This is a genomic window from Burkholderia sp. 3C, from assembly GCF_054589155.1.
In genome coordinates this window covers 9,085-33,488 of sequence record NZ_BAAILN010000012.1, presented here as the reverse complement: position 1 = coordinate 33,488, position 24,404 = coordinate 9,085, and the positions used below count along the sequence as shown (strand labels likewise).

Sequence of the window (24,404 nt, the reverse complement as noted above, 5' to 3'; positions counted from 1 at the left end):
ACATGCAATGAAGGAAGTCAGCTATCGATGGAAGATCTGCTTGCTGCTGTTCGCGGCGATGACGATCAATTATCTCGACCGGCAGGTGCTCGGGATTCTGAAGCCGGACCTGGCGCTGCGTTTCAACTGGAGCGAGACGCAATACAGCCACGTGGTGGTGGTGTTCGCGATGAGCTACGGCGTCGGCATGTTGCTGGTCGGCAAGCTGATCGACCGGATCGGCGTCAAGCGCGGTTATGGCTTGTCCGTGCTGGTGTGGAGCGTCGCGTCGTGCGCGCATGCGCTGGTCACCACCACCGTGGGCTTCGCCTGGGTGCGCGCGTTGCTCGGCCTGTCCGAATCGGGCAGCTTTCCGTCGGCGGTCAAGGCGGTCTCGGAGTGGTTTCCGCGCAGGGAGCAGGCGCTCGCGGTGGGCATCGTGACGGCCGGCACCAGCATCGGCGCGGTCGCGGCCCCGGCGCTGGTGCCGTGGCTCGCGGTGGCTTACGGGTGGCAGGCGGCGTTCGTGATCACCGGCCTGACCGGCTTCGTCTGGCTGGCGTTCTGGCAGTTTCGCTACGCGTCGCCCGGCACGCATCCGAAGGTCGGCGCGCGCGAGCTGGCGCTGATCGGCGCCGATCGTGCCGCCGCCGGCCAGCCGGCTCCGCAGGCGGGTTGGGGCGAACTGTTCCGGCTGCGCGAAACGTGGACGATCTTCATCGGCAAGGGGCTGACCGATCCGATCTGGTGGTTCCTGCTGTTCTGGCTGCCGTCGTATTTCAGCGAGCGTTTTCATCTCGACCTGCGCAATCTCGGCCTGCCGCTCGTGATCGTGTATGTCTCGACGTCGATCGGCAGCATTGCCGGCGGCTGGCTGTCGTCCACGCTGATCGCGCGCGGCTGGCCGATCGGCAAGGCGCGGCCGTTCACCATGCTGTGCCTGGCACTGCTGGTGGTGCCGATGGTGTTCGCGCCATGGATCGACAACATGTGGGTGATGGTCGGGCTGTTGAGCCTGTCGGTCGCGGCTCACCAGGGCTGGTCCGCCAACATGTTCACGCTGGCCTCCGACATGTTTCCGAAGGAGCAGGTCGCATCCGTTACCGGCATCGGCGGCCTCGGCAGCGCGATCGGCGCATCGATCTTTCCGCTGTTCGTGGGCGCCTTGCTCGATCACTTCCGGCTGCTCGGCAATATCAACGGCGGTTACAACGTGCTGTTCACGATCTGCGGCCTGGCCTATGTCGTGACGTGGGTGCTGATGCGCTTCATCCGGCCGTCCCGCACGCGCGCCACGGCAGGCGAATCGCAGGCGGTCGGCGCATGAGCGCGCCGCACGACATGGGCGGTGCGGGCGCGCTCCCGGCTGCCGCGACGCGGCGCCCGGTGGCGGTCGTGACGGGCGCGCGGCGCGGCATCGGCCGCAGCGTGGTGCTCGCGCTGGCCCGGGCGGGTTTCGATATCGCGGCGACCGATGCGGCGGCGTCCGACGAACTCGATGCGACCTGCGCGGCGGCTCGCGCCGCCGGTGCGCGATGCGAGCCGTGGGTGTCCGATCTCGCGGCCATCGAGGCGCACGACGCGTTGCTCGCGGCCGTCGAGCAGCAGCTCGGCCCGATCGACTGCCTCGTCAACAACGCCGGCGTGTCGGTGCTGTCGCGCGGCGATCTGCTCGACGTGACGCCGGCCAGCTACGACCGTTGCGCCGACATCAATACGCGCGGCACGTTCTTCCTGATGCAGGCGTTCGGCCGGCGTATTGCTGCTGCCGCGGCTGCGGAGAGCGGCGCAGCGAGCGCGCCCCCGGGCCGTTCGATCGTCACGATCACGTCGTCGAATGCCGTGGCGGCGTCGGTGGCGCGCGGCGAGTACTGCGTGTCGAAGGCGGGGCTGTCGATGGCGACCACGCTGTTCTCGCTGCGCCTGGCCGAGTACGGCGTGGCCGTGTACGAAATCCAGCCCGGCCTGATCGCCACGGAAATGACGGCGCCGTCGAGCGCGCGCTACGACACGCTGCTCGACGGCGGCGGCACGGCGATCCGCCGCTGGGGCACGCCGGATGAAGTGGCGCGGGTGGTGGCCACCTGCGCCACCGGCGGCTTGCCTTACAGCGCCGGCCAGGCGATTCGCGTCGATGGCGGGCTTCTCGTTCAAAAATTCTGAATCCGATCATGCATATCAAGCTTCCCGGCCGCTCCGGCGGCATCGACACCTACACCGTGCGCGGCACGCCGCTGCCCGTCGTGGCGCCGTCCGCGCCGTTCAACCGGATCGCCTATTCGGCCGCCCACGTGGTGGCCGACCCGCTCGCCAGCGGCGAACTGAACGAGCCGGCCGCCATCGACTGGGCGCGCACGCTCGACTACCGACGCCACCTGATCGGGCAGGGGCTCGGCATTGCCGAGGCGATGGACACCGCGCAGCGCGGCATGGGGCTGTCGTGGCCGCTGTCGCTCGAGTTGATCGCGCGCACGCTCGACGCCACGCGCGGCTTGCCCGGCGCGCGCGTGGCGTCCGGCTGCGGCACCGACCATCTCGACCCCTACGCGGCGCGCGACTGCGACGACGTGGTGCGCGCCTATGCCGAGCAGATCGAGGCCGTGCAGCGCGTGGGCAGCCGCATCATCCTGATGGCGAGCCGCGCGCTGGCCAGGGTCGCGACCTCGCCGGACGATTACGTGCGCGTCTACGCCAAGGTGCTGTCCTTGTGCGACCAGCCGGTGATCCTGCATTGGCTCGGCGAGGCGTTCGATCCCGCGCTGGCCGGTTACTGGGGGCATGACGGTTTCGCCGAGGCGGCGGACGTGTGCGCGTCGATCATCGAGGCGCACGCCGGCCGGATCGACGGCATCAAGATCTCGCTGCTCGACGCCGGCAAGGAGATCGCGTTCCGGCGTCGCTTGCCGGCCTCGGTGCGGATGTACACCGGCGACGATTTCCATTACCCGGAGCTGATTGCCGGCGACGAGGCGGGTTATTCGCATGCGCTGCTCGGCGTGTTCGATGCGATCGCGCCGGCCGCCTCGCAGGCACTGGCGGCGCTTGCCGCCGGGCAGCTCGATCGCTATCACGCGTTGCTTGCGCCGACCGTGCCGCTGTCGCGGCACATCTTTCGTGCGCCCACCCAGTTCTACAAAACCGGCGTGGTGTTTCTCGCCTATCTGAACGGCTTCCAGCCTCATGCCTACATGCTTGGCGGCCATCACGGCATGCGTCCGCCGCGCTATCTGGCCGACGTGTTCCGGCTCGCCGATCAGGCCAACCTGCTGCGGGACCCCGAACTCGCCGTCGACCGCATGCGCGGCACGATGGCGACGTTCGGGATCGCATGACGATGCGCGCGGGCGGGGCGGCCCTGCAGCCCTTGACGCTCGATCGTTGCTCGATCAATACGGCCACGCTGGGGCACCGCGAGCCGCTTGCCGTGACGATTGATCGGATCGCGCGCGCGGGCTTCGGCGGCATCGCGCCCTGGCGGCATGAGCTCGACGCCGCGCACGCCCCGGCCATCGCGGCCCAGATTCGTGCGTTGGGCCTGGCGGTGACCGGCTACTGCCGCTCGACGTACTTTCCCGCCGCCACCGAAGCCGAGCGGCGCGCGAACATCGAGGCGAACCGGCGCGCGCTGGATCAGGCCGCCTTGCTGGAGGCTCATTGCTTCGTGCTGGTGGTGGGCGGCCTGGGCGAGACGGGGCGGGACCTGGCCGGCGCACGATCGCAAGTGCGCGACGGTATCGCCAGCCTGCTCGATCACGCGCAACAAGCGGGCGTGCCGGTCGCGATCGAGCCGTTGCATCCCATGTATGCGGCGGACAGGTCGGTGGTCAACACGCTCGCGCAGGCGCTGTCGATCTGCCGGGAACTGGAGCCAGAAGGGGCGCGCTGGCTGGGCGTCGCGGCCGATATCTATCACTGCTGGTGGGACCCGATGCTGGGGGCCTCGATCGACGAAGCGGGGGCGACGGGGCGCTTGCTGGCGTTCCACCTGAGCGACTGGCTGCGCGACACGCGCGACATGCTGCTCGATCGCGGCATGATGGGCGACGGCGTGGTCGATCTGGCAGGAATCCGGCGCCAGGTCGAGGCGGCCGGTTATCGGGGGCTTGCCGAAGTGGAAATCTTCTCTCGCGACCGATGGTGGCGGCAGGCACCCGACGACGTGCTGCGGCGCTGTGCCGATGCGCTCGTCAGCGTGTGCTGACTGACTGGCACGATCGATTCGGCCCCGACCGGGGTGAGTCTGGCGACGTGGTTCGCCAGATCCGCTACGATGCACACGCTCCGCCGTCACGCATCGATCCATCGTCGCCGAATCCCATGTCCCTCGCATCCGTGGTGCTGCATCAGGTCCTTCCGGTCGCCGCCGTCGCGATTGTGGTGATCGGTTGCCTCTCGCTCCTGCTGTATCAGCTTCGGACCGGCGTCCCGCCGCTGTCGTCGAGCGCGCGGGCGGCCGAGGATGTGGTCGCGCTGCTCAGGCAAGCCGGTCTGGCCGACGGCGCCGTGGTGTACGAACTCGGTTCTGGATGGGGTTCCCTGGCGATCGCGCTGGCCAACGCATTTCCCCACGCCGAGATTCGCGGGATCGAGATTTCGCCGTTGCCGTATTGGGTGTCGCGGGTTCGTGCCCGGAACCTGGCGAACCTGACGCTTCGGCATGCCAACTTTCTCGCATGCGATCTGACCGAGGCGCACGCGGTGACGTGCTATCTGATGATCAAGCCGATGCGTGCGATCGCCGAGTTGCTCGATCGGAGCGTCAGGCCGGGCACGCCGGTGGTGTCGCTGTCGTTCTGGTTTCGTGACCGGCAGGTGGCGGCGTCGTTGCAGCGCGCCGGTCCGCTCAGTTCGTCGGCGTTGTATTACTGGCCCGCGCGACGCGAAGCCGCGGCGGGCGAGCCAGCTCGGGAGCTTTGATACCCAAGTCATTGGCGGCCCCCGTGATCGAGCCGTGCCGCGTGGCTCTCGAACCGCCGCACGGGGCGCATGCGCAGCGTGCCGCAGCCCGATCGTCGATCGTTTCAGGCCGCCCATCTTCGGTCGAATGCTTGCCCGGTGAGCACCGCAGTTCGAAATAAATTCCCGGCCTCGCGCCGTTCGCCGCGAACAAGCGGTGTATGATGAGTCACGGTTCCAGGCCACACCTTCCCTCCCGGCCGATTTGCCCCGACGTGCGTTACCTTCCCTCGGGGCTCTTTCGTCGATTGTTCGACGTCCTATCTATCGAAAATTCCGAATCCGCTCCATTCGGAAAATCCTTCTCACTTCACGGCATTGGCTACTGCTGTTCGCCAGGAGGCGATCATGAGCATGCATTGGTATCGCGGGTTTGAAATCTATCCGCTGGTTTACCCCCATACGGCGTCGTCGCCGGGTTCCGGGCGCAATTACGACGATGGCTTTTCCGCCGCCGTCAAAATCTGCCGGTACGGCCCCGTTGCGACCTACAGCGACACGTTCAAGCTGCACGAGACGCTGCCGTTCACGACCGCAGGTGAAGCGCGACGTGCGTCGCTCAAGTTTGCGGAAGGTGTCATCGATAAAAATGGCGGTGAAAATTGGATGTTGGCATGAGTGTGGTTCGTTCTATCCCGCGCGCTCGCGGTGCATCGCTGAAACGCAACGCTTCCATGCGGGGGCGCCATGACTAAAGTCGTGCTCAAGGTCGACGAACCCATCGAAGTGGCGCTGCGTCGGTTCCGAAGGGAAATCCAGAGAACGGGTTTGATTCAGGAGCTTCGGGATCGCTGCGCGTACGAGAAGCCGACCACGGAACGCAAGCGCAAATCCGCCAGCGCGGTGTCCCGGCAACGGGCTCGAATCAAGCGTGCCATGCCGCCTCGGAAGCTGTATTGAGGAGCGGAATATGGAAGTGACGCACCTTGCAGGCAGGACGTGTTTCGCAATGACAGGTTGCGAGGTGGACTTCAATCAGGACACCCACATGTTGACCCTGCTGCCGACCTACTATGCGTTCGGCTGCGAGTATTCCAATCGCGGCTTCACGCTAGGTCGGGAGGATGCGTTCAAGCTGATTGCCGCGATTGAAAAGGCAATGAGCATCACGCCCGATCCGCAAAGCAAGCCGAGCCCGTCTGGCTGATTGGTGTCGCGAATCGTCTACCTTCCTGGAGGTGACCACCATGTCGCAGCGTCGAGGCGATCTGTTGGACGGACTACATGAGGCGCGTGCCCTGGCCGGGCACACCGAGCAATGCGTGAGACGGATTCTCGCGTGTGCTTCGCTGCATGATGAGCAACGTCTGAAAATGGACGCCGTTCTCGATCAGACGATCGAGCAGCGATGGCTGCTGGGTCAGTGCGTCAGGCGGATCAACGACGTGGATGAGGCAGATTACGAGGCCGAGTCGGATACGTCGATCACGCCAGCGGGTGCCTGTGTGGCCGATCAAAAGGGTGCGACCGCCTTGCACAGTTTGCATTGCGCAATGCGTCGGGAAGTCGATATCTACGCCGGCTTGATCGAAACGGCCGAAGGCACGGGCTTGTTCGAAACCAAATGGGTGTGCGAGCGCATCTTGTTGAAAAAAACGACGGTGATTGAATGGCTGGCGGCAGCAGGTCGCCTTGAAACGCCTTCACGGTCACGATAAAGAAATCGATATGAACTATCGCCCCGCCGGAAAGCGTGCGTTCATGAGGTATGTCGGCCTGTTGTACTTCCTCGTCATTGCTCAGTTGGCCGCGAAGCAAAAATTGAACATGTGGTTGTCCATTACCCAGCTCGTGGAATTGTTGCGGGAATGGATTGCCCATCAAGGCATGAAATGCGACTGGCGTGATCGAATCTGTTTGATCCACGCATCGTTCCATGTCGCACATGCCATGCATGCCGCGTATGGTCCGACGTTTGTCGTGTCGTTCCTGTCGACGCGTACGGCGTTCGACGTGCTTCCTGCCGATGCTCGGGAGAACCAAATTCTCCTCAGAGAGGCATGCTCTCGATATCTGAAACACTACGTCCAGATCTAGACGGGCAGGCCCGGTGCGCTGCTGCATTTATCCATTGCGATGGCGCCGATTCACTCACTTGACGATGTATTGCCCCCAATGCGGATAGGCAAGGAAGAAGGCTTCTTCGAGCTGGGCGGTGTACAGAATGGGCAAGGTCGCATCGCTTGCTCCCGAGATCATGAACTCCGGCATGTCCCGTAGAAACATGCCTCGGGTGGCGATCCATTCGGACACGTCGTGATGCAGCGCCGTCAGTGCCGCGCGTGGAATGCTGAACCGGTGTTGAGCCATGGCGACCTCGCGATATTGTGGGTCGGCGTGGTGGCAGATGCGGCGATCCGGGGTGAACGTTCAACAGCAGAACTTTCAGCATACAGCAAAATACGGGCTTGATCGGAACGGGGAGAGGCCCGTGCGTGTTGCAACCGCAACGGGCCTCTCTGCGGTGAAACACATCGTTACGGCTGATACACGGCCCGTTCAATTGACGTCGATATCCACTTCGCGCTCGAAGCGTCCGGTTGCCGTCGCCACGACGTAACGCACGCGATCGCGGCCGTGGAAATTGGCATTGGCCTGGTAGTAGATCTGGGTGCCGTAGATTTTTCCGCCTGGGCAGGCGCGCGCGGCTTGCGTGTCCGGCCCGATGAACTGGCCGGCTCGCACGTCGACGCTGCCGTGCCGCGACGTCTCGATCACTTCCACGGCCGGTGTGCCGCCGCTCGTCTTGCACATGTCGTCGAGGTCGGCATGTGCCGCCACCAGGGTCGGGGCGTCGCCGGTAACGCCGCGTCGCACGGCCGGCAGGATCGCGGCATTGCGTGCGGAATCGACGGGCGGCACGGTGCCGTCGTTGCGATCGGCGATCGTGATGCTGCGGGGGTACTTGAAGCCGGCGCCCGTTCCCAGGTCGACAGCCAGCCCGATCAGGCCGCCGATTGCGATATTGCCGAATATCCAGCCGTCCAGGTGCGACTCGGTCGAGGCACTCGCGGCCGTCGCATCGGGCTTCGTGCACGACACCTGCAAACGGCTCATGGAGCGATGCACGACGACGGAACCCGGTGTCGTCGCATACCAGATGCCCTTTGCGTTTTAGAGCTTGCAGGTGGCGTCGGCAATGTCCTGGCCATCGCTCGAACGCATCGTCACGGACACCGGTTGATGGACGCCGTCTACCACGGCGGCGCATCCCGCCGTGAGCAGCGCCACGATCGACACCCCGCACCCCATCCCCAGTCTGGCCTGCTTATTCATTTTTGTCGGTTCTCTTTTCGGATATCGCGTCGCATTATTCTGCATCGCGAAGTAAATAATCTTCGTCATTCACTTCTTGCATCTCGGGTGCGGTTGTTTTATCGACGTTTGCGGGGTTATCTTGTGCAAATCGAGCGGCAATCGTTTTTGTTTTGATAGCCGTTATTTATTTGAAAGAAAATAGGCCGTCGAATATTCGACGGCCTATTTTTTTAAAACGTTTGCGATTGCGGTTTCGCGTTCAAAACCCCACTTCCCGCTGCAACACCGCCGCCACGAATCGCACGCCGCTGCCGAGATAGCTCTCCCGCCCGGCCCCCAACTGCGCCGTGCCCGGCACCTCGCGCCCGAGCCCCGGCTTGCCGTCGCATCCGGCGAACCGCACCTGCCAGGTGGCCTGCAACGGCACGATCTGATGCGTCTTCGGGTCCTGCTCGGCCGGAATCGGCCCGCCGTAGGTGCTGGCCACGGTCGGCTCGTCGAGCGTGGCCACGTTGACCTTGTCGATCGCCTCGATTTTGCAGCGGCGCGCGGCCAGTTCGGGCAGGTTGGCGACGAACGTCGCCGTCTGCCCGGCTTGCAGCCGGGTCACGTCGTGCTCATCGACGTACGCGTCGCCCTTTACGGCGCCAGGCGCCACGATGTCGTACAGCCGCTCGCCGCGCGGCAGCCAGGTGCCGGCCGCCTGTGCGTCGTCGTTGGCCTGCACGGTGCCGTCGAACGGCGCGCGAATCGTCAGTTGCGCGATCTCCGCGCGCAAGCCTTCCACCGTCTGCCGCGTCGAATCCCAGTGCTTCACGAGCGCGGTGCCTTGCTGCTGCAAGCGGTCGTCGAACGATTGCTGGTCGACTTCCCAGTGCAGCCGCGCTTCCTCGGCCGTCGCGGCGGCCAGCTTCGCCTCCAGATCGGGCGAGACGAGCACGGCCAGCGTCTCGCCGGCCTTTACGCGCTGCCCGTCACGGGCGGGCGGGGGCGTCTCGGCCAGATAGCCGGGCTCGACGGTGTACAGCCCCTGCGCGCGCTCGGGCGCCAGCACGGCGGGCGCGCTCACGCCGGCATGCCACGGCAACACGAAGAACGCCACCAGCGCGATGCCGATCAAGGCGCTGCGCCGCGTTTCGCGGCACCAGCGCAGTTCGTCGCGGCGCTGCCAGCTGTGCTGCGCCTCGCGCCACACGGGCCGCGCGATGAACCAGCCGAACTCGATGCAGAACAGCAGCATGCCGAGCACCTTGAAGAACGCGTGGTAGATCACCAGCGCGATCGACATGAACACGACCAGCCGATACAGCCAGGTGGCGAACGAGAAACCGATCAGGAAGCGCCGCCGCTGCGCGCTGCACGGCTCGGGCTGCGGATCGCCGAACCCGAACAGCCGTTCGCGCATCCACCAGCGGCCGATCGCGAACGCGCGGTCGTGCAGGTTCGGCATGTCGAGCCAGTCGGACAGCAGGAAATAGCCGTCGAAACGCATGAACGGGCTGGCGTTGATGCCGAGCGTGGCTACCCAGGTGGTGGTGGCGAGCAGGAACGCGCCGGCGCGCAGCGGCCCGTCGGGCAACAGGCTCCAGGCCAGCGTCGCGAACGCGGCGAGCGCCAGCTCGCTGAGCATGCCGGCCGAGCCGATCCGCAGCCGTTCGCGGCGGTCCTGCACCTTCCACGCCTCGGTGGTGTCGGTGTAGAGCACCGGCACCATCACCAGCAGCGCCACGCCCATGGTCGGCACGCGGCAGCCGTTGCGCTGCGCGGTGTAGGCGTGCCCGAACTCGTGCAGCACCTTGGCGAAGCCGAGCGCGATGCCCACCCCGACCAGCCCGCGCCAGTCGGCGTAACCGTGAAACGTATGCAGGAATTCGTCCCAGCGCCGCGACACGAGAAACAGCCCGAGCAGCGCGACGGCGGCCACGCCGTACCAGAACGCGGGCTTGAACGCGAACGCCACGTAGCGCGCGGTGGCGCGCAGGAACGGCATCGGATGCCACAGCGGAATCCGGATCATCAGGTAATGCTTGAGCAGCCACATCGCGCGCGACACATGATGCGCGGCTTCGTGCTGTTCGAGGCGGGCGGTGTCGGCCGCGCTGGCGCTGACCAGCAGGTTCTGCTGGCGCAGCATGCGCAGCAGCGCCTCGAGATCGTCGAGCGTGACGGTCAGCGTGGTATCGCGGTTGACGGCTTCGACGATCGCGTGCGGATCGTCGAGCGGCCAGCGCGACAGCAGCTCGAACGCGGGCCAGCCGATCTGGAAGAAGCGGTTGGCAGCGGGGTCGTGCAGCATCCAGGTGGGCGAGCCCTCGGGCGTGGCGGCGCCGGGCGAGAGCGTCAGTTCCTGGCGCAGCGGCGGAAGTCGGGACATGGTTCGGATTCCCGACTTACCAGCCGAGCCACTGGCGAGCCAGCGTCAACGGACGGCGCAGCACGTAATAGATCGCCGGTACCCACGGCCCGCGGATGCGCGCGGTGCCCATCGCGCCGAGCGGCGCATGGGCGTCGCCGGCGTCGAGCGTGGCACGTACGCGATAGGCGAGCACGCCGTCGGGTGTCGGCTCGGCGCGCCAGGCCACCGAATCGATGCGCGCGTCGTAGCTCGACAGCGGCGAGCTCTTCGGATACAGCGTGAGCACGGTGCCCGGCTTGATGTCGATGTTGTCGGCCACCGGCAGCCACGCGGTCACTTCCACGTGATCCGGGTCGGCCAGCACGAGGATCTTCTCGCCGACGGCGACGGCCTTGCCGGTCCATTCGTTCGGATCGCTGAAGATCGCCACGCCGGCACGCTGCGCGCTGACGCTCACGCGTGCGAGCTGGCGCGCGGTGTAGTCGAGTTCGACGCGGCTCTGATCGAGCTTGCCCTGGCGCTCGGCCATGTCGAGGCGGGTCTTGTCGTCGGTGACGGCAAGCTGGGCGGTCTGGCGGAATTCTTCCTGCGCGGTGTCGAAATCCTTGCGCGCCACGGCGTAGCGCGATTGCAGCGTGGTGGCGTCGAGGCCGAGCAGCGGCGTGCCTTTCTGCACCGGCTGGTTCGGCCGCACGTACAGATGGTCGATCACGCCGTCGAGCGGCGCGCGCACCACGAACGGGTCCTTCGGCGTGACTTCGGCCGGCGCGAGCACCGTGAGCCGCACCGGGATCACGCACAGCACGACCAGGCCGATCAGCACGCGGCGCTGCTGGCGGCCGGGCTTGAGCAGGACGCGCGCGCGTTCGCGCCAGGTGGCGCGCGGTGCGAACGATTCGAAGGCATGTGCCCAGACCTGGCCGAGCTCGGTCAGCAGGGCGGTGTCGGTGGCGGTCCAGGCGTCGTCGCGCGCGAACACCACGCCGCCCACGGCGCGGCCGCCGCGGTCGGTCAGCGGCAGCCAGGCGCCATGCGCCGGCCACCACGCACTCCATTCGTCGGCCACATGCTGCGCATCGGCCTGCAGATCGGCGGCGGTGAAGGTGCGCACGCGCGGGCGCGCGGGCAGCACGGGCGCGCCCGCGCCTTCCACGCGGGCGCCGGCGGCTTCGGGCGGCGCGCTTTGCAGGCCGCGCGCGAGCGCCTTGCACAACTGGCCGAGCCACTGCACGTAGGGTGCGTTCGGGTCGCTTTGCGGCAAGCCCGACACGGCGGCGACATGACCGGGCGTGTCGCCGCGCCACCAGGCGGCCTGCCGATACGGCACCAGCGCCAGCGTCTCGTTGACGATCGTGAAGCCGAGCGTGGTCTCGGTCGCCGCGGCGCGCGTGCGCGCCGACAATTGCCAGAGCAGCGCGAGCTGCTGGCCGTCGATGCGAACCTGCGCCGCATCGTCCGCCATCCGTGTTGCCGTCATGCCGTCACCGCGCGAAAGTAGCCCAGCCGCTCATCCCGGGCAGCAGGTCCGGCGCGCCCGAATCGAGCGCGGCGGTGACGTCCACCGTCTGCGTGACGGGATCGACGCGTGCGCCGATCCGCGCCACCTTGGCGGGGTAGGTCTTGCCGACTTCGTCCACCTGCACGCTCAGTGCGTGGCCCGGCTTGAGCCAGGCCAGCCACTTCGACGGCACGATCATCTTCAGTTCGAGATGGCTGGTGTCGACGATCGTCAGCAGCGGCTTGCCCGGTTCGGCGAACTGCTGCGGCGAGGCGCTGCGCTTGGACACGCGGCCGTCGAACGGCGCGGCGATCGCGCATTTGCGCACGGTGGCCGACATGTAGGCCACGTCGGCGGCGCTGGCCTTCTGCTTGGCCTGCGCCTGCTGCACTTCCAGCTGGCCGATCGAATGCAGCGCGAGCAGCTTGCGGTTGGTGTCGAGCAGGTCGCGCGCGCCGTCGGCATCGGCCTGGGCCTTGTGCAATTGCGCGTTGTACAGCGAACAGTCGAGCGTGACGAGCGTCTGCCCGGCGCGGAACGCATCGCCGTCGCGGAACGGCAGCGAGGCGATCTTCGCGGAGATTTCGCTCGACACGTCCACCTGGTCGCGCGAGACGAGCTGGATGCGGATACGCGAATCGGCGTTGCCGGCGGCGGGGGCCGCCGACGCCACGGGTGCGGCAACCGGCGCGGGGGCCGGCTGCGCGGGCGGCGCCGCCAGGACGAACTGTGATGCCACGAGCAGCGCGGCTGCGCCGGCTGCCCGGTAGTGCCGGAACTGCTTCATTTCTGTACGGCTCCTGCGTCGAGCGCGGCGGCTGCGGTGAGCGTCGGGCCCGGTTTGGCCGGCACGGCGGCGGCCAGGTCGCCGCCTTGCGCCATCACGTCCCAGCGTTGCTGGGCTTCGACGATCGATTTCTGGATCGAGGCGAGATCCTGGCCGTTCAGCTTGTCGCTGACCGGGTCGAGGCCGAGCGTCGCGAGCATCTGGCCGTAGGCGCTTTCGAGTTCGCCGTAGCTCTGATACAGGCGCAGCTCCGACATCATCGCCTGCGTGGCGATGCGGATTTCCTCGAGCTTGCCCTGCGCGTTGGCGACGGTGGCGTTGTGCGTGTGTTCGAGGATCTGGCCGTCGACATCGTTCATCTGCTTGAACAGATCGAACTGGCGCGTCTTGGCGGCCAGTTCGCTGCGCGCGACGTGCACCTGCGTGAGCACCGCCATGTTCAGCGCCATGCGCTGCATCTTGGCCACGTCGAGCTGGGCCTGGGCCGTGCCGCGGATGTTGCGCACGTTCAGCAGGTTCAGCAGGTTCCAGCTCACGCTGATGCCGGCCGCACGCCACGCGTTGTAGACGAGGAAGCTGTTGCTGTCGTAATGCGCGCCGAGGCTGAACTCGATGCCCGGCAGCAGCTTGGCCATCGCCTTGTGCGTTTCGTTGACGCTGATGCGCTCGTTGTAGCTGGCTTCGACCAGTTCCGGGCGGCGTTGCAGCGCCACGTCTTCCATCTTCGGCATGGCCATGTCGAAGGTCGGCACCTTGAAATCGTTGCCGGCGGCCAGCGTGAAGTCCTTGCCCGGCTCCAGGTTCATCAGGGAGGCCAGACGCGGCTTGGCTTCCTCCAGCTGGTCGCGCACGGCTTCGAGCTGGCGCATCAGGTCGAGCAGCGCGTGCTGGTAGTTCAGCGTCTCGATCGGCGAGCGCAGGCCTTGCGCCTGCGTCTTGCGCGAATCGTCGAGCGCCGAGCCGGCCTGGTCGAGCAGCGGGCCGATGCGGTCATGCAGGCGCTGCGCGCCGGCCGCTTGCCAATAGGCCTCGCGCACCTGCTGCATCATCAGTTGCACGACCTTGCGGCGGCGCTGTTCGAGCACCAGCACGCGGTCGGCCTGTTCCTTGGCCTCGAAGTAGCTGACGCCGAAATCGAGGATGTTCCAGGACAGGTTCAGGTCGGCCGTGCGGCTGTTCTTGTCGGTCGAGTACGACGGAATCAACGACTGATCGCGCGTGTACAGGCCTTCGGACGACGAAGCGAGTTCGTGGTTGCGGTTCGTGTAGCCGGCCGCGGCGGTCAGCTTCGGCAGCAGGTCGAAGTTCGACAGGTCGAGCTGACGCTGGGCCAGCGCCTCTTCCATCATCTTCAGGCGATGGTCGAGGTTGTAGCGGATCGCGCGGGCCATCGCCTCGTCGAGCGTGATCGGGCCGCTCACCGCCTGCTGGTTCGAGAACATCGCCACGCGGTCGGTGCGGGCCGTGTCGGCGCGCTCGGCATCGGTGAACGGGGCCGGCTTGATGGCACAGCCGGACAGCCAGACGACGGCGAGGGCGGCCGCGAGCAGGGCGGGACGCGGTGCGCGTCCCCGGAGCGTCTTGTTTTTCACGTCAGCGGGTCTCTTCGAAAAATGGGCGAGTGGATTGGCGAAAGCGGATTTCATGAGCGGCGTTCCCCGTTGATGGCGGCGGCTTGACGGTCGGTCGGCACGGCGTCCTGATGCGTGACGTGCAGTGAAGCGAGTGCATTCGCGAACTGCGCGGCGAGCGATGCCTTGGCGGCCGGCAGCGCGGCATGCGGCGTGGCATGCGGCGTGGCGGGCTGATGGGTCGGGCCATGCGCGGGGGCCTTGGCGGCCGGGCCGTGCGCGTCGAGACGCATCACGACTTCGCGGCGCACCAGGTTGCCGGCGGCGTCGTGCTGGATCAGCGTCACGCGCACTTCGTGCACGCCGGCCGGCGGCGTGCCGCTCAGCACGCCGGTGGTGGCGTCGTAGTGCAGCCAGGCCGGCAGCGGCGCGCCGTTGGCGAGCGTGACGGCGGTGTCGGCCGGGTTCGGCGCGGCGGCGGCGTTCGGCGCATGCAGCAGCGGCTTGACGTTGAGCGCGAAGCCCTGGCCCGACTGATGCAGCGGGTGGACATCCACGGCCGGCAGCAGGTGCGCGGCCGACGGCGTGGCGTCGAGGCTGGCCGGCACGAGCGAATCGAGCGGCTGGACGAAGGTGTCGCCAAGCGAGTTCGAGCGCGCGTCGTGGGTGGCGAACGTGAAGGTCTGGCGCGGCGTGATGGCGCCGACGTCGCGGCCGAGGCCGTTGGCGTCCGCGTTGAACGCGTCGAGCACGATCAACCCGTTCGACACGCCGTCGGAGCTGCCGAGCGTGTTGGCGGCGAGCAGCGGCGCGGCGCGCAGCAGGTCGGTGGTGATGGCCCTGCCACGCTCGAGCGTCTTCGCGGCGGGCGTCAGCACCCATTGCGGCAGGATCGCCGTGCCCACCTGGGCCGGCACGCCCACGATCTGCAGCGTGCGCGTGAGCGGGGCGCTGGTCTTGGTGCCGTCGCTGATCGAGAACACGATGGTGCGCGTGCCGTCGGCGCGCTCGGCTTGCGTGTCGGTGTAGCCGACCGCGGTGAGCGCGGCCTGCCATTGCGCGACGGTGGCCGTGCCGCTGGCCGAGACCAGCGTGAGCGTGCCGGTGGCGGCGTTGAAGCTGGCCTGGATGTCGCCGGTGGCCGCGCTCGGCACGAAACTCAGCACGTCGTGGCGGGCGTCGAAGCTGCCGCCGAACGACACCGTGGCGCTGGTGGGCGGGCTGCCGTTACGGTCCGTCAGCGTGATGCCGGTGCCGACCGCGACCGTCGAGGTGGTCTTGCCGTCGGCGGTGTAGCTCAGTTGCGTGTCGTCGGCGCCGAGCACCGGCGTCTGGTGCGTGGCCGTGACCGTCACCGTGCGCGTGATCGGCGCGCTGGTCTTGACGCCGTCGTTTACGGAGACGATCACCGTGCGCGCCGCCGTGTTCGGCGTGACGGCCGTATCGGTGTAGGTGACCGAACGCAGCGCGGCCTGCCATTGCGCGAGCGTGGCGGTCGAGCCGGCCGAACTCAGCGTCAGCGTGCCGGTGGTGGCGTCGTAGCTGGCCGTGATGTTGCCCATCGTGGCGCCGTCGTTGGCGAACGCGAGCACATCCTCCGTGGCACGGAAGCCCGCGCCGATCTGCACGGTGGCCGAGGCCAGCGTGGCGTTGTCGCGGTCCGTCAGCGTGATGCCGCTCGCGATCGCCACCGGCGTGGACACCACGTTGTCGCCGGACACGAAGGCCACCGAACCGGTGCTGCCCGGCGTCGCGACCGGCGTCTGGTCCACGTCGGTCACGGTCACGGTGCGCGAGATCGCGGCGCTCGACTTCTCGCCGTCATTCACGCTGACGCTGATGCTGCGCGTGGCGGCGGCCGGCGTGACGGCGGTGTCGGTGTAGGTGACCGAACGCAGCGCGGCCTGCCATTGCGCGAGCGAGGCGAGCGAACCGGCCGAACTCAGCGTGAGCATGCCGGTGGCGGCGTTGTACGAGGCGGTGATGTTGCCCATCGTGGCGCCGTCGTTGGTGAACGCTAGCACGTCCTCGCCGGCCGCGAAGCCCGCGCCGATCTGCACGGTGGCCGAGGCGAACGTGGAGTTGTCGCGGTCGGACAGCGTGATGCCGTTGTCGATCACCACCGGCGTGGAGGCGACGTTGTCGCCGGCCGTGAACGCGGCCGAACCGGTGCTGGTCGAGCCGATCAGCGGCGTCTGGTCGGTGTCGGCCACGGTCACCGTGCGCACGTACGGTGCGCTGGTCTTCACGCCGTCGTTGACCGAGAAGATCAGCGTGCGTGCGGCGGTGGCCGGCGTGATGGCGGTGTCGGTGTAGGTGACCGAACGCAGCGCGGCCTGCCATTGTGCGAGCGAGGCCAGCGAGCCGGCCGAACTCAGCGTGAGCGTGCCGGTGGCGGCGTTGTACGAGGCGGTGATGTTGCCCATCGTGGCGCCGTCGTTGGTGAACGCCAGCACGTCTTCGCCGGCGCGGAAGCCGCTGCCGATCTGCACGGTGGCCGAGGCGAACGTGGAGTTGTCGCGATCGGAGAGCGTGATGCCGTTGTCGATCTTCACCGGCGTGGAGGCGGCGTTGTCGCCGGCCACGAACGTGGCCGAGCCGGTGCTGCCCGAGCCGATCAGCGGCGTCTGGTCGACATCCGCCACGGTCACGGTGCGCGTCAGGACGGCGCTCGACTTGGCGCCGTCGTTGACCGAGAAGCCGATGGTGCGGGTGGCGGTGTCGGGCGTGACGGCCGTATCGGTGTAGGTAACCGAACGCAGCGCGGCCTGGAATTGCGCCAGCGTGGCGGTGTTGCCGGCCGAGGTCAGCGTGAGCGTGCCGGTGGCGGCGTTGTACGACGCCGTGATGTTGCCCATCGAGCCGTCGTTGGTGAACGCGAGCACGTCCTCGCCGGCATGGAAGCCCGCACCGATCTGCACGGTGGCCGAAGCCAGCGTGGGATTGTCGAGGTCGTTCAGCCCGATGCCGTTGTCGATCACCACCGGCGTGGAGGTGACGTTGTCGCCGGCCGTGAAGGCGGCCGAGCCGGTGCTCGACGAGCCGATCAGCGGCGTCTGGTCGGTGTCGGTGATGGAAATGTCGCGCGAGTAGACGGCGCTGGCCTTGGTGCCGTCGCTGACCGAGAAGCCGATGGTGCGGGTGGCCAAGTCGGGCGTGACGGCCATATCGGTGTAGGTGACCGATTGCAGCGCGGCCTGCCATTGCGCGAGCGTGGCGCTGCCGGTGGCCGAAGTCAGCGTGAGCGTGCCGGTGGCGGCGTTGTACGAGGCGGTGATGTTGCCCATCGTGGCGCCGTCGTTGGTGAACGACAGCACGTCCTCGCCGGCATGGAAGCCGCTGCCGATCTGCACGGTGGCCGAGGCCAGCGTGGCGTTGTCGAGATCGGACAGCGTGATGCCGTTGTCGATGGCGATCGGCGTGGACGTGGCGTTGTCGGCGGACACGAACGAGGCCGAACCGGTGCTCGACGAGCCGACGATCGGCGTCTGGTCGGTATCGGCCACGGTGACGTTGCGCGACAGCGCGGTGCTCGTCTTGGTGCCGTCGTTGACCGTGAAGCTGATGGTGCGGGTGGCGGTGTCGGGTGTGACGGCGGTGTCGGTGTAGGTGACCGAGCGCAACGCGGCCTGCCATTGCGCGAGCGTGGCGCTGGCACCGACCGAGCTCAGCGTGAGCGTGCCGGTGGCGGCGTCGTAGTTGGCGCCGATGTTGCCCATCGTCGCGCCGTCGTTGATGAAGCCGAGCACGTCCTCGCCGGCGTGGAAGCCCGCGCCGATCTGGAATGTGGCCGAGGCCAGCGTGGCGTTGTCGAGGTCGCTCACCACGATGCCGCCGTCGATCGCCACCGGCGTGGAGGCGACGTTGTCGCCGGCCACGAAGGCGGCCGAGCCGGTGCTGCCGGTCGTGAGGATCGGCGTCTGGTCCGTGCCGGTGACATCGACGTCGCGCGAGTAGGTGGCGCTGGTCTTGGTGCCGTCGCTGACCGTGAAGTCGATGGTGCGGGGGGCGGTATTCGGCGTGACGGCGGTATCGGTGTAGGTGACCGATTGCAGTGCCGCCTGCCATTGCGCGATCGTGGCGCTGCCGGTGGCCGAGGTCAGCGTCAGCGTGCCGGTGGCGGCGTCGTACGAGGCCGCGATGTTGCCCATCGAGCCGTCGTTGATGAACGACAGCACGTCCTCGCCGGCATGGAAGCCGCTGCCGATCTGCACGGTGGCCGAAGCCAGCGTGGCGTTGTCGAGGTCGGACAGCGCGATGCCGTTGTCGATCGCGACCGGCGTGGACGGCGCGTTGTCGGCGGACACGAAGGTGGCCGAGCCGATGCTGGACGAGCCGACAATCGGCGTCTGGTCGGTATCGGCCACGGTGACGTTGCGCGACAGCGCGGTGCTGGTCTTGACGCCGTCGTTCACCGTGAAGCTGATGGTGCGGGTGGCGGTGTCGGGCGTGATGGCCGTATCGGTATAGGTCACCGAGCGCAGCGCGGCCTGCCATTGCGTGAGCGTGGCGAACGCGCCGACCGAGGTCAGCGTCAGCGTGCCGGTGGCGGCGTCGTAGTTGGCGGTGATGTTGCCCATCGTCGCGCCGTCGTTGATGAAACCGAGCACGTCTTCGCCGGCGTGGAAGCCCGCGCCGATCTGGAACGTCGCCGAGGCCAGCGTGCCGTTGTCGAGGTCGCTCACCACGATGCCGTTGTCGATGACCACCGGCGTGGAGCCGACGTTGTCGCCGGCCACGAAGGCGGCGGAGCCGGTGCTGCCGGTCGAGATGATCGGCGTCTGGTCGGTGTCGGCCACCGTCACGTCGCGCGAATACGCGGTGCTGGTCTTGACGCCGTCGTTCACCGTGAAGCTGATGGTGCGCGTGGTGGTGTCGGGCGTGACGGCGGTGTCGGTGTAGGTGACGGCGTTCAGCGCGGCCTGCCATTGCGCGAGCGTGGCGCTGGCGGTGGCCGAGGTCAGCGTGAGCGTGCCGTGCACCGCGTCGTACGAGGCCGTGATGTTGCCCATCGTGAGGCCGTCGTTGGTGAAGCCGAGCACGTCCTCGCCGGCGTGGAAGCCCGTGCCGACCTGCACGGTGGCCGAGGCCAGCGTGGTGCTGTCCAGATCGGACAGCGAGATGCCGTTGTCGATCGTGACCGGGGTGGACGGCGCGTTGTCGGCGGCCACGAACGAGGCCGAGCCGACGCTGCCGGTGCTGATGATCGGCGTCTGGTCGGTGTCGGCCACCGTGATGGTGCGCGTGAGCGTGTTGCTGGTCTGCGCGCCGGCGCTGAGCGTGATGTCGACGCTGCGGGTGGACGTGGTCGGCGTGATCGCCGTGTCGGTATAGGTCACCGCATGCAGCGCGGCCTGCCACTGCGCGAGGGTGGCCGTGCCGCTCGACGACGTCATCACCAGCACGCCGGTCAGCGCGTTGAAGGTGCCGGTGATGTCCCCCATCGTGATGCCGTCGTTGGTGAAGTTGAGCACATCCTCGCCGGAATGCAGGTTGCCCGTGATCGCGACGATCGCGGTGTCCACCACGTCGCCGAGCGGATCGGCCACCGTCAGGTTCGGATCGATCGCCACCGGCGTGGAGGCGCTGTTGTCGCCGGCCACGAAGCTGGCGCTGCCGGTGCTGGTGGTGGCCAGCGCCGGGGCGGAGCTGATCACGTCGATCGAATAGGTGGCGGCCGTGCTGGTCTTCACGCCGTCGCTGACCGTGATCGAGATCGCGCGCGCGCCCAGCGGCGCGTTGCTGCCGGTCTCGAACTGCAGGTTGTCGAGCACGCTCTGCCATTGCGCGAGCGTGCCGCCGGTGGAGGTGATCGTCAGCGTGCCGGTGGCCGGGTTGTAGCTCGGGCTGATGCCGTTGGTCGGCACCGAGCCCAGGCCGCTGAAGGCCAGGATGTCGCCGCTCTGGAAGCCCGAGGTGATCCGCACCGTGATCGTCAGCGAGACCAGCGCCGAGGGGCTGCCGACGTTGAGGTCGGTGAGCGAGATGCTGCTGTCGATGTTGCTGGCCGAGTTGCCCGGCAGATAGTTCTGGCTGGTGGTGGAACCCGAGGTCAGGACCGGCGTCTGGTGGGTGGCCACCACGGTGATCGACTTGGTCTCGTTCGCGCTGAGCTTGGTGCCGTCGCTGACCGCGAACGAAATCGTGCGGGTGGCGCTGGTCGGCGTGACGGCCGTATCGGTATAGGTGACCGAGCGCAGCGCGGCGGTCCACTGCGCGGTGGTCGAGGCGCCGGCCGAGGTCAGCGTGAGCACGCCGGTGCCGGCGTTGAAGCTGGCGGTGATGTCGCCGAACGAACCGCTGCCGAGCGCGAGCACGTCCTCGCCCTGCTGGTAGTTGCCGGTGACCGCCACGGTGGCCGAGGCCATCGTGGCGCTGTCGCTGTCGCTCAGCGTGAGGCCGGTATCCACGGCCACCGGCGTCGAGGCGGTGTTGTCGCCCGAGGTGAAGGTGGTGTTGCCGCCGCTGGTGGCGAGCAGCGGGGTCTGGTCGGTCAGCGCCACGTCCACCGTGCGGGTCCAGGCGGTGCTGGTCTTGGCGCTGTCGTTGATCACGAAGCTGATCACGCGCGGCGTGGTGCTCGGCACCGACGAGAAGTTCTGGAACTGGATCGAGCGCAGCGCCGTCTGCCATTGCGCGAGCGTGGCGTTGGCGCCCGCCGAGGTCAGCGTCAGTACGCCGTTCGAATAGGTGCCGCTGATGTTGCCCATCGTGGACGGATTGGCCACGAACTGCAGCACGTCGCCGGAGGCGCTGTCATAGCTCCCGATCGAGACGGTGGCCGAGGCCAGCGTGGTGTTGTCGCGATCGGACACCACGATGCCGTTGTCCACCGTGACCGGCGTGGAATTGGTGTTGTCGCCCTGGGTCAGCGTGACGGTGCCGCTGGAGCCGGTGATCAGCGGCGTCTGGTCGGTGTCGGTCACGGTCACCGTGCTGGTCACCGCGGTGCTGGTCTTGGTGCCGTCGCTGACGGTGAACGAAACGGTGCGCGAGGCGTTCGACGGCGTGACGGCGCTCGACGTGAAGGCGATCGAGCGCATCGCGGCCTGCCATTGCGCGAGCGTGGCGGTGGACCCGGTCAGGGTCAGCGTGCCGTTCGTATACGCGCCGCTGATATCGCCGTAAAGCGTGGCGTTGGCGGTGAACTGCAGGGAGTCGGTGGCCTGGTAGTTGCCGCTGATCGTGATGGTGCCCGTGTGAATCGGGCCGCCGTCCGCATCGGCCACGGTAATCGAGCTGTTCACCACCACCGGCGTGGAGGTGGTGTTGTCGGCCGCCGTGAAGCCGACCGTATTGCCGCCGCCGCCGAGGATCGGCGTCTGGTCGGTGTCGGTCACGGTCAGCGTGCGGGTGGCCACCACGCTGGACTGGCTGCCGTCGTTGATCTGGAAGCTGAGCGTGCGCGTGGCGTTCGACGGCACCACCAGGTCGTTGGTGAACGTGACGGAGCGCAGCGCGGCCTGGAACTGCGCGAGCGAGGCCGTGCCGCTGGCCGAGGTCAGCGTCAGCAGGCCGGTGCTGGTGTTGTAGGTGGCGCTGATGTCACCCATCGTCGCCGGGTTGTTGCTGAAAAACAACTGGTCGTGACCGACCTGGAAGTTGCTGGTGATCTGGATCGTGGCCTGGTTCAGCGTGCTGCTGGCGCCGTCCGAGATCGTGATGCCGGGATCCACCGCCACCGGCGTCGAGGCCGTGTTGTCTCCGGTCACGAACGAGGCCGAGCCGCTGTCGGGGGTGACCGTCGGGCCGGAGGAGACAGCGACCGTGTTATGCAGCGCGGCGCTGTCCTTGGTTCCGTCGTTGATCGTGAACGAGACGTCGCGCTGGGCGGTGGAGCTGCTCGTGGTCGAAAACGTGATCGAATCGAGTGCGGTTTGCCATTGCGCGAGCGTGACGCCGTTGCCCGAGGTCAGGTGCAGCACGCCGCCGCTGTAGCTCGCGGAAATGCCGTTCTGTGCCTGGAAGTTGAGGATGTCGCCCGTCGCGTAGCCGGTGTCGATCGTGATGGTGGCGCTGCGGAACGTGGTGTTGTCGGCATCGCTGACGCGAACGCTGGAACCGACCGCGGCGGCGCTCGAGCCGACGAGGTAGCTGTAGCTGGCCGAGCCGCTGTTGGTGAGCACCGGCGACTGGTCGGTCGCCGTGATCGCCACGTTGCGGGTGGCGGTGTTGCTGACGAAGGTGCCGTCGTTGAACGAGAACGACACGGTGCGCGTCGTGGTGTTGAGGTTCGGCGAGGTCAGCGAGCTGGAGTAGGTCACCGACTCGAGCGCGGCCTGCCATTGCGCGATGGTCGCGGTGCCGGCGCCGGTGGAGAGCGTCAGCGTGCCGGTGGTCGGGTCGAAGACGCCGGTGATGCCGTTCTGCGCCGTGAAGCCGAGCACGTCGCCGGTCTGGAAATTGGTGATCGAGATGGTGGCCGTCTTGGCCGTGGACGAACCGCCATCGCTGAGCGTCAGGCCCGCGTCGACGGCCACCGGCGCGCCGCCCGTGCCGGCACCGTTGTCGGCCGAGCTCCAGGCCGTGCTGGCGGGCGAGGTGCTGGTGGTGACGGTCGGGCCGGTGTCGGTGTAGAACAGGTTGTTGAGTTGAACCTCGAAGCTGCCCGAATCGTTCTGGTCGATCAGCGAAAACGACACGATATTGTTGAACGCGCTGCCGAGCTGGGACTGCACCGCGCCGTCGAAGCCGCCCACGGCGGCCGTGGCGAGCTGGATCGGCTGGCTCGACGTGCCGTTGGCGTAGTGCGCCACAATGAACAGGTCGCCGTTGAACGAACTCAGCTCGAATTGCTGAAGGTTGAACGTATGGCCGTTGGCGAGCGAGATGGTCACGTTGCTCATCGCCGACCCACCATCGTCATTGATGCTGAGCACGCCGTCGTCCGGCCCGGTGCTCAGATCGCTGCCGCCGCCGTTCGGGGCGTTGGACGGGTTGTACGCAAGCGTGTTGGCGGCCTGGTCGAGCGTGTAGACAATGCCGTCGAGCGTGAACTGCGACGAGCCGGTCGCCTTGAATTGGTCCTGGGCCGCCTGGTCGTAGTACTCGTGCCCCGGCGTGTTGGTGTCGAACAGCAGTTCGTTGAACTGTGCCTGCGCGCTCGCCGATTCGACCAGCGCCGAATGCACGTCGCCAACCTGGTATTCGAGCGTCCAGTTGCCGCCGAGTGCGGCGGCGCCCGTCGGGTCGGTCGAGGCCGCCACGTTCAGGTGGGTGATCGCGGCGATCTGCTGGATCAGCGCCTGACCGTCGGCCTGCTGGGCGACGTCGCAGCCGTAGATCAGGAAATCGCCGCCCGGGTTCATCGCCGCGCTGATCTGGGCCAGTTCCGCGCTGTAGGTCGCCAGGCTGGCATTGGTGATCTGGGTCGAGCCGACCTCGAACACGGCGTCGTTGCCGTGCGAGATCAGGGCGATCGAATCCACGCCCTTGTGCGTTTGCAGATATTGCGCGATCTGGGCGAGGCCGTCGGAATTGGCGTCGAGCACCACGTATTGCGTGCCAGCCGGCAGCCCGTCGATCAGCGTCTGGTAGTTGTCGACGTTCGAATTGATGAACACCACCTGGGTCTGCTGGGTCGACGGCATCTCGGTGCTGATGTCGTTCTTGACCGCACGCGTGTCCTGCGTGGGGGTGTCCGTGGTGCCGGCCGAGCCGGTGGTGCTGGAGGCCGGATCGCTGGTGGAGCGCGCCGCGCTGCGCACGGGCTTGTCCACCGGGGCGCTCGGGGCCGACGCGCTGTTCGCGCTGTTGGCCGCCGCGACCTCGGTATGGGTTTCGGTGCTGCGATGCGTTTCCGCGTGCGCGTGTTCATGCGCGTGCGGCTGGGCGGCAATGGCCGCCACGGAGGCGTCGTACACGACACGCGGTTCGAGCGCAAGTATCAGGGGAGAGGCCGCGACCCGCGGCGTGGGCCGGCCGGCGTCCTGATTCTGACGCGCCAGCCATTGCTTGATGATCTTCATGACGGTGACTCTCCTCTGTGCGGCGCCCGGC

The 24,404-nt window shown here is 67.5% G+C and carries 18 protein-coding genes; 10 read left to right on the top strand and 8 right to left on the bottom strand.

The annotated features are described in order from the left end of the window. Positions 1 to 7: 7 nt before the first annotated feature. The 10 genes from ACYP33_RS01270 (at position 8) to ACYP33_RS01225 (ending at position 6,972) form a co-directional block, all read left to right on the top strand. The gene (locus tag ACYP33_RS01270) at positions 8 to 1,306 is read left to right on the top strand and encodes an MFS transporter (protein WP_414447453.1); all 1,299 of its coding nucleotides are present in this window, start codon (positions 8 to 10) and stop codon (positions 1,304 to 1,306) included. After that, positions 1,303 to 2,142 (top strand): 3-ketoacyl-ACP reductase, encoded by an 840-nt coding sequence (locus ACYP33_RS01265; protein WP_459619205.1) that lies wholly within the window; start codon positions 1,303 to 1,305, stop codon positions 2,140 to 2,142. The genes ACYP33_RS01270 and ACYP33_RS01265 overlap by 4 nt, the downstream gene beginning before the upstream one ends. Positions 2,143 to 2,150: 8 nt before the next feature. Then, positions 2,151 to 3,311: a dihydrodipicolinate synthase family protein gene (locus tag ACYP33_RS01260; RefSeq protein ID WP_459619203.1), complete on the top strand. Its 1,161-nt coding sequence runs from the start codon at positions 2,151 to 2,153 to the stop codon at positions 3,309 to 3,311. A 32-nt stretch (positions 3,312 to 3,343) separates the two neighbouring features. Further along, a complete protein-coding gene (locus ACYP33_RS01255) occupies positions 3,344 to 4,180 on the top strand; it encodes a sugar phosphate isomerase/epimerase family protein (protein ID WP_459619201.1) in 837 nt (278 codons plus the stop codon). Continuing rightward, positions 4,174 to 4,896 carry an SAM-dependent methyltransferase gene (locus tag ACYP33_RS01250; RefSeq protein ID WP_459619199.1) on the top strand — a complete coding sequence of 241 codons (723 nt, stop codon included), beginning with the start codon at positions 4,174 to 4,176 and terminating at the stop codon, positions 4,894 to 4,896. The genes ACYP33_RS01255 and ACYP33_RS01250 overlap by 7 nt, the downstream gene beginning before the upstream one ends. Before the next feature lie 387 nt (positions 4,897 to 5,283). After that, on the top strand, positions 5,284 to 5,553 hold the full coding sequence (locus tag ACYP33_RS01245) for a hypothetical protein (protein ID WP_414439342.1): 270 nt from the start codon (positions 5,284 to 5,286) through the stop codon (positions 5,551 to 5,553). Between the two features lie 69 nt (positions 5,554 to 5,622). After that, positions 5,623 to 5,835 carry a 30S ribosomal protein S21 gene (rpsU, locus tag ACYP33_RS01240; protein ID WP_414439341.1) on the top strand — a complete coding sequence of 71 codons (213 nt, stop codon included), beginning with the start codon at positions 5,623 to 5,625 and terminating at the stop codon, positions 5,833 to 5,835. Between the two features lie 10 nt (positions 5,836 to 5,845). Continuing rightward, positions 5,846 to 6,082 (top strand): hypothetical protein, encoded by a 237-nt coding sequence (locus ACYP33_RS01235; RefSeq protein WP_414447458.1) that lies wholly within the window; start codon positions 5,846 to 5,848, stop codon positions 6,080 to 6,082. A gap of 40 nt (positions 6,083 to 6,122) precedes the next feature. Next, on the top strand, positions 6,123 to 6,593 hold the full coding sequence (locus ACYP33_RS01230) for a hypothetical protein (RefSeq protein ID WP_414447459.1): 471 nt from the start codon (positions 6,123 to 6,125) through the stop codon (positions 6,591 to 6,593). Continuing rightward, positions 6,568 to 6,972 carry a hypothetical protein gene (locus ACYP33_RS01225; protein WP_459619196.1) on the top strand — a complete coding sequence of 135 codons (405 nt, stop codon included), beginning with the start codon at positions 6,568 to 6,570 and terminating at the stop codon, positions 6,970 to 6,972. Before ACYP33_RS01230 ends, ACYP33_RS01225 begins: the two co-directional genes overlap by 26 nt. A gap of 54 nt (positions 6,973 to 7,026) precedes the next feature. On the opposite strand, the gene ACYP33_RS01220 is transcribed toward ACYP33_RS01225, so the two are convergent. From ACYP33_RS01220 to ACYP33_RS01185, 8 genes are all read right to left on the bottom strand, one after another. After that, complete coding sequence (locus ACYP33_RS01220) at positions 7,027 to 7,245, bottom strand: hypothetical protein (RefSeq protein WP_414447461.1); 219 nt, start codon at positions 7,243 to 7,245, stop codon at positions 7,027 to 7,029. Positions 7,246 to 7,434: 189 nt separating this feature from the next. Further along, entirely contained in the window at positions 7,435 to 7,992 is a 558-nt protein-coding gene (locus tag ACYP33_RS01215) for a hypothetical protein (protein WP_459619194.1), read from the bottom strand. Positions 7,993 to 8,049: 57 nt separating this feature from the next. Continuing rightward, entirely contained in the window at positions 8,050 to 8,280 is a 231-nt protein-coding gene (locus tag ACYP33_RS01210; protein ID WP_459619192.1) for a hypothetical protein, read from the bottom strand. A 172-nt stretch (positions 8,281 to 8,452) separates the two neighbouring features. Further along, positions 8,453 to 10,567 (bottom strand): HlyD family efflux transporter periplasmic adaptor subunit, encoded by a 2,115-nt coding sequence (locus ACYP33_RS01205; RefSeq protein WP_459619190.1) that lies wholly within the window; start codon positions 10,565 to 10,567, stop codon positions 8,453 to 8,455. Positions 10,568 to 10,583: 16 nt separating this feature from the next. Further along, positions 10,584 to 12,026, bottom strand: a complete 1,443-nt coding sequence (locus ACYP33_RS01200) for an efflux RND transporter periplasmic adaptor subunit (RefSeq protein ID WP_459619188.1) — start codon at positions 12,024 to 12,026, stop codon at positions 10,584 to 10,586. A gap of 4 nt (positions 12,027 to 12,030) precedes the next feature. After that, complete coding sequence (locus ACYP33_RS01195; protein WP_459619186.1) at positions 12,031 to 12,834, bottom strand: efflux RND transporter periplasmic adaptor subunit; 804 nt, start codon at positions 12,832 to 12,834, stop codon at positions 12,031 to 12,033. Continuing rightward, complete coding sequence (locus ACYP33_RS01190; protein WP_459619184.1) at positions 12,831 to 14,480, bottom strand: TolC family protein; 1,650 nt, start codon at positions 14,478 to 14,480, stop codon at positions 12,831 to 12,833. The genes ACYP33_RS01195 and ACYP33_RS01190 overlap by 4 nt, the downstream gene beginning before the upstream one ends. Continuing rightward, positions 14,477 to 24,373, bottom strand: coding sequence for a DUF4347 domain-containing protein (locus ACYP33_RS01185; protein WP_459619182.1), 9,897 nt, complete (start codon positions 24,371 to 24,373; stop codon positions 14,477 to 14,479). Before ACYP33_RS01185 ends, ACYP33_RS01190 begins: the two co-directional genes overlap by 4 nt. Positions 24,374 to 24,404 lie beyond the last annotated feature (31 nt).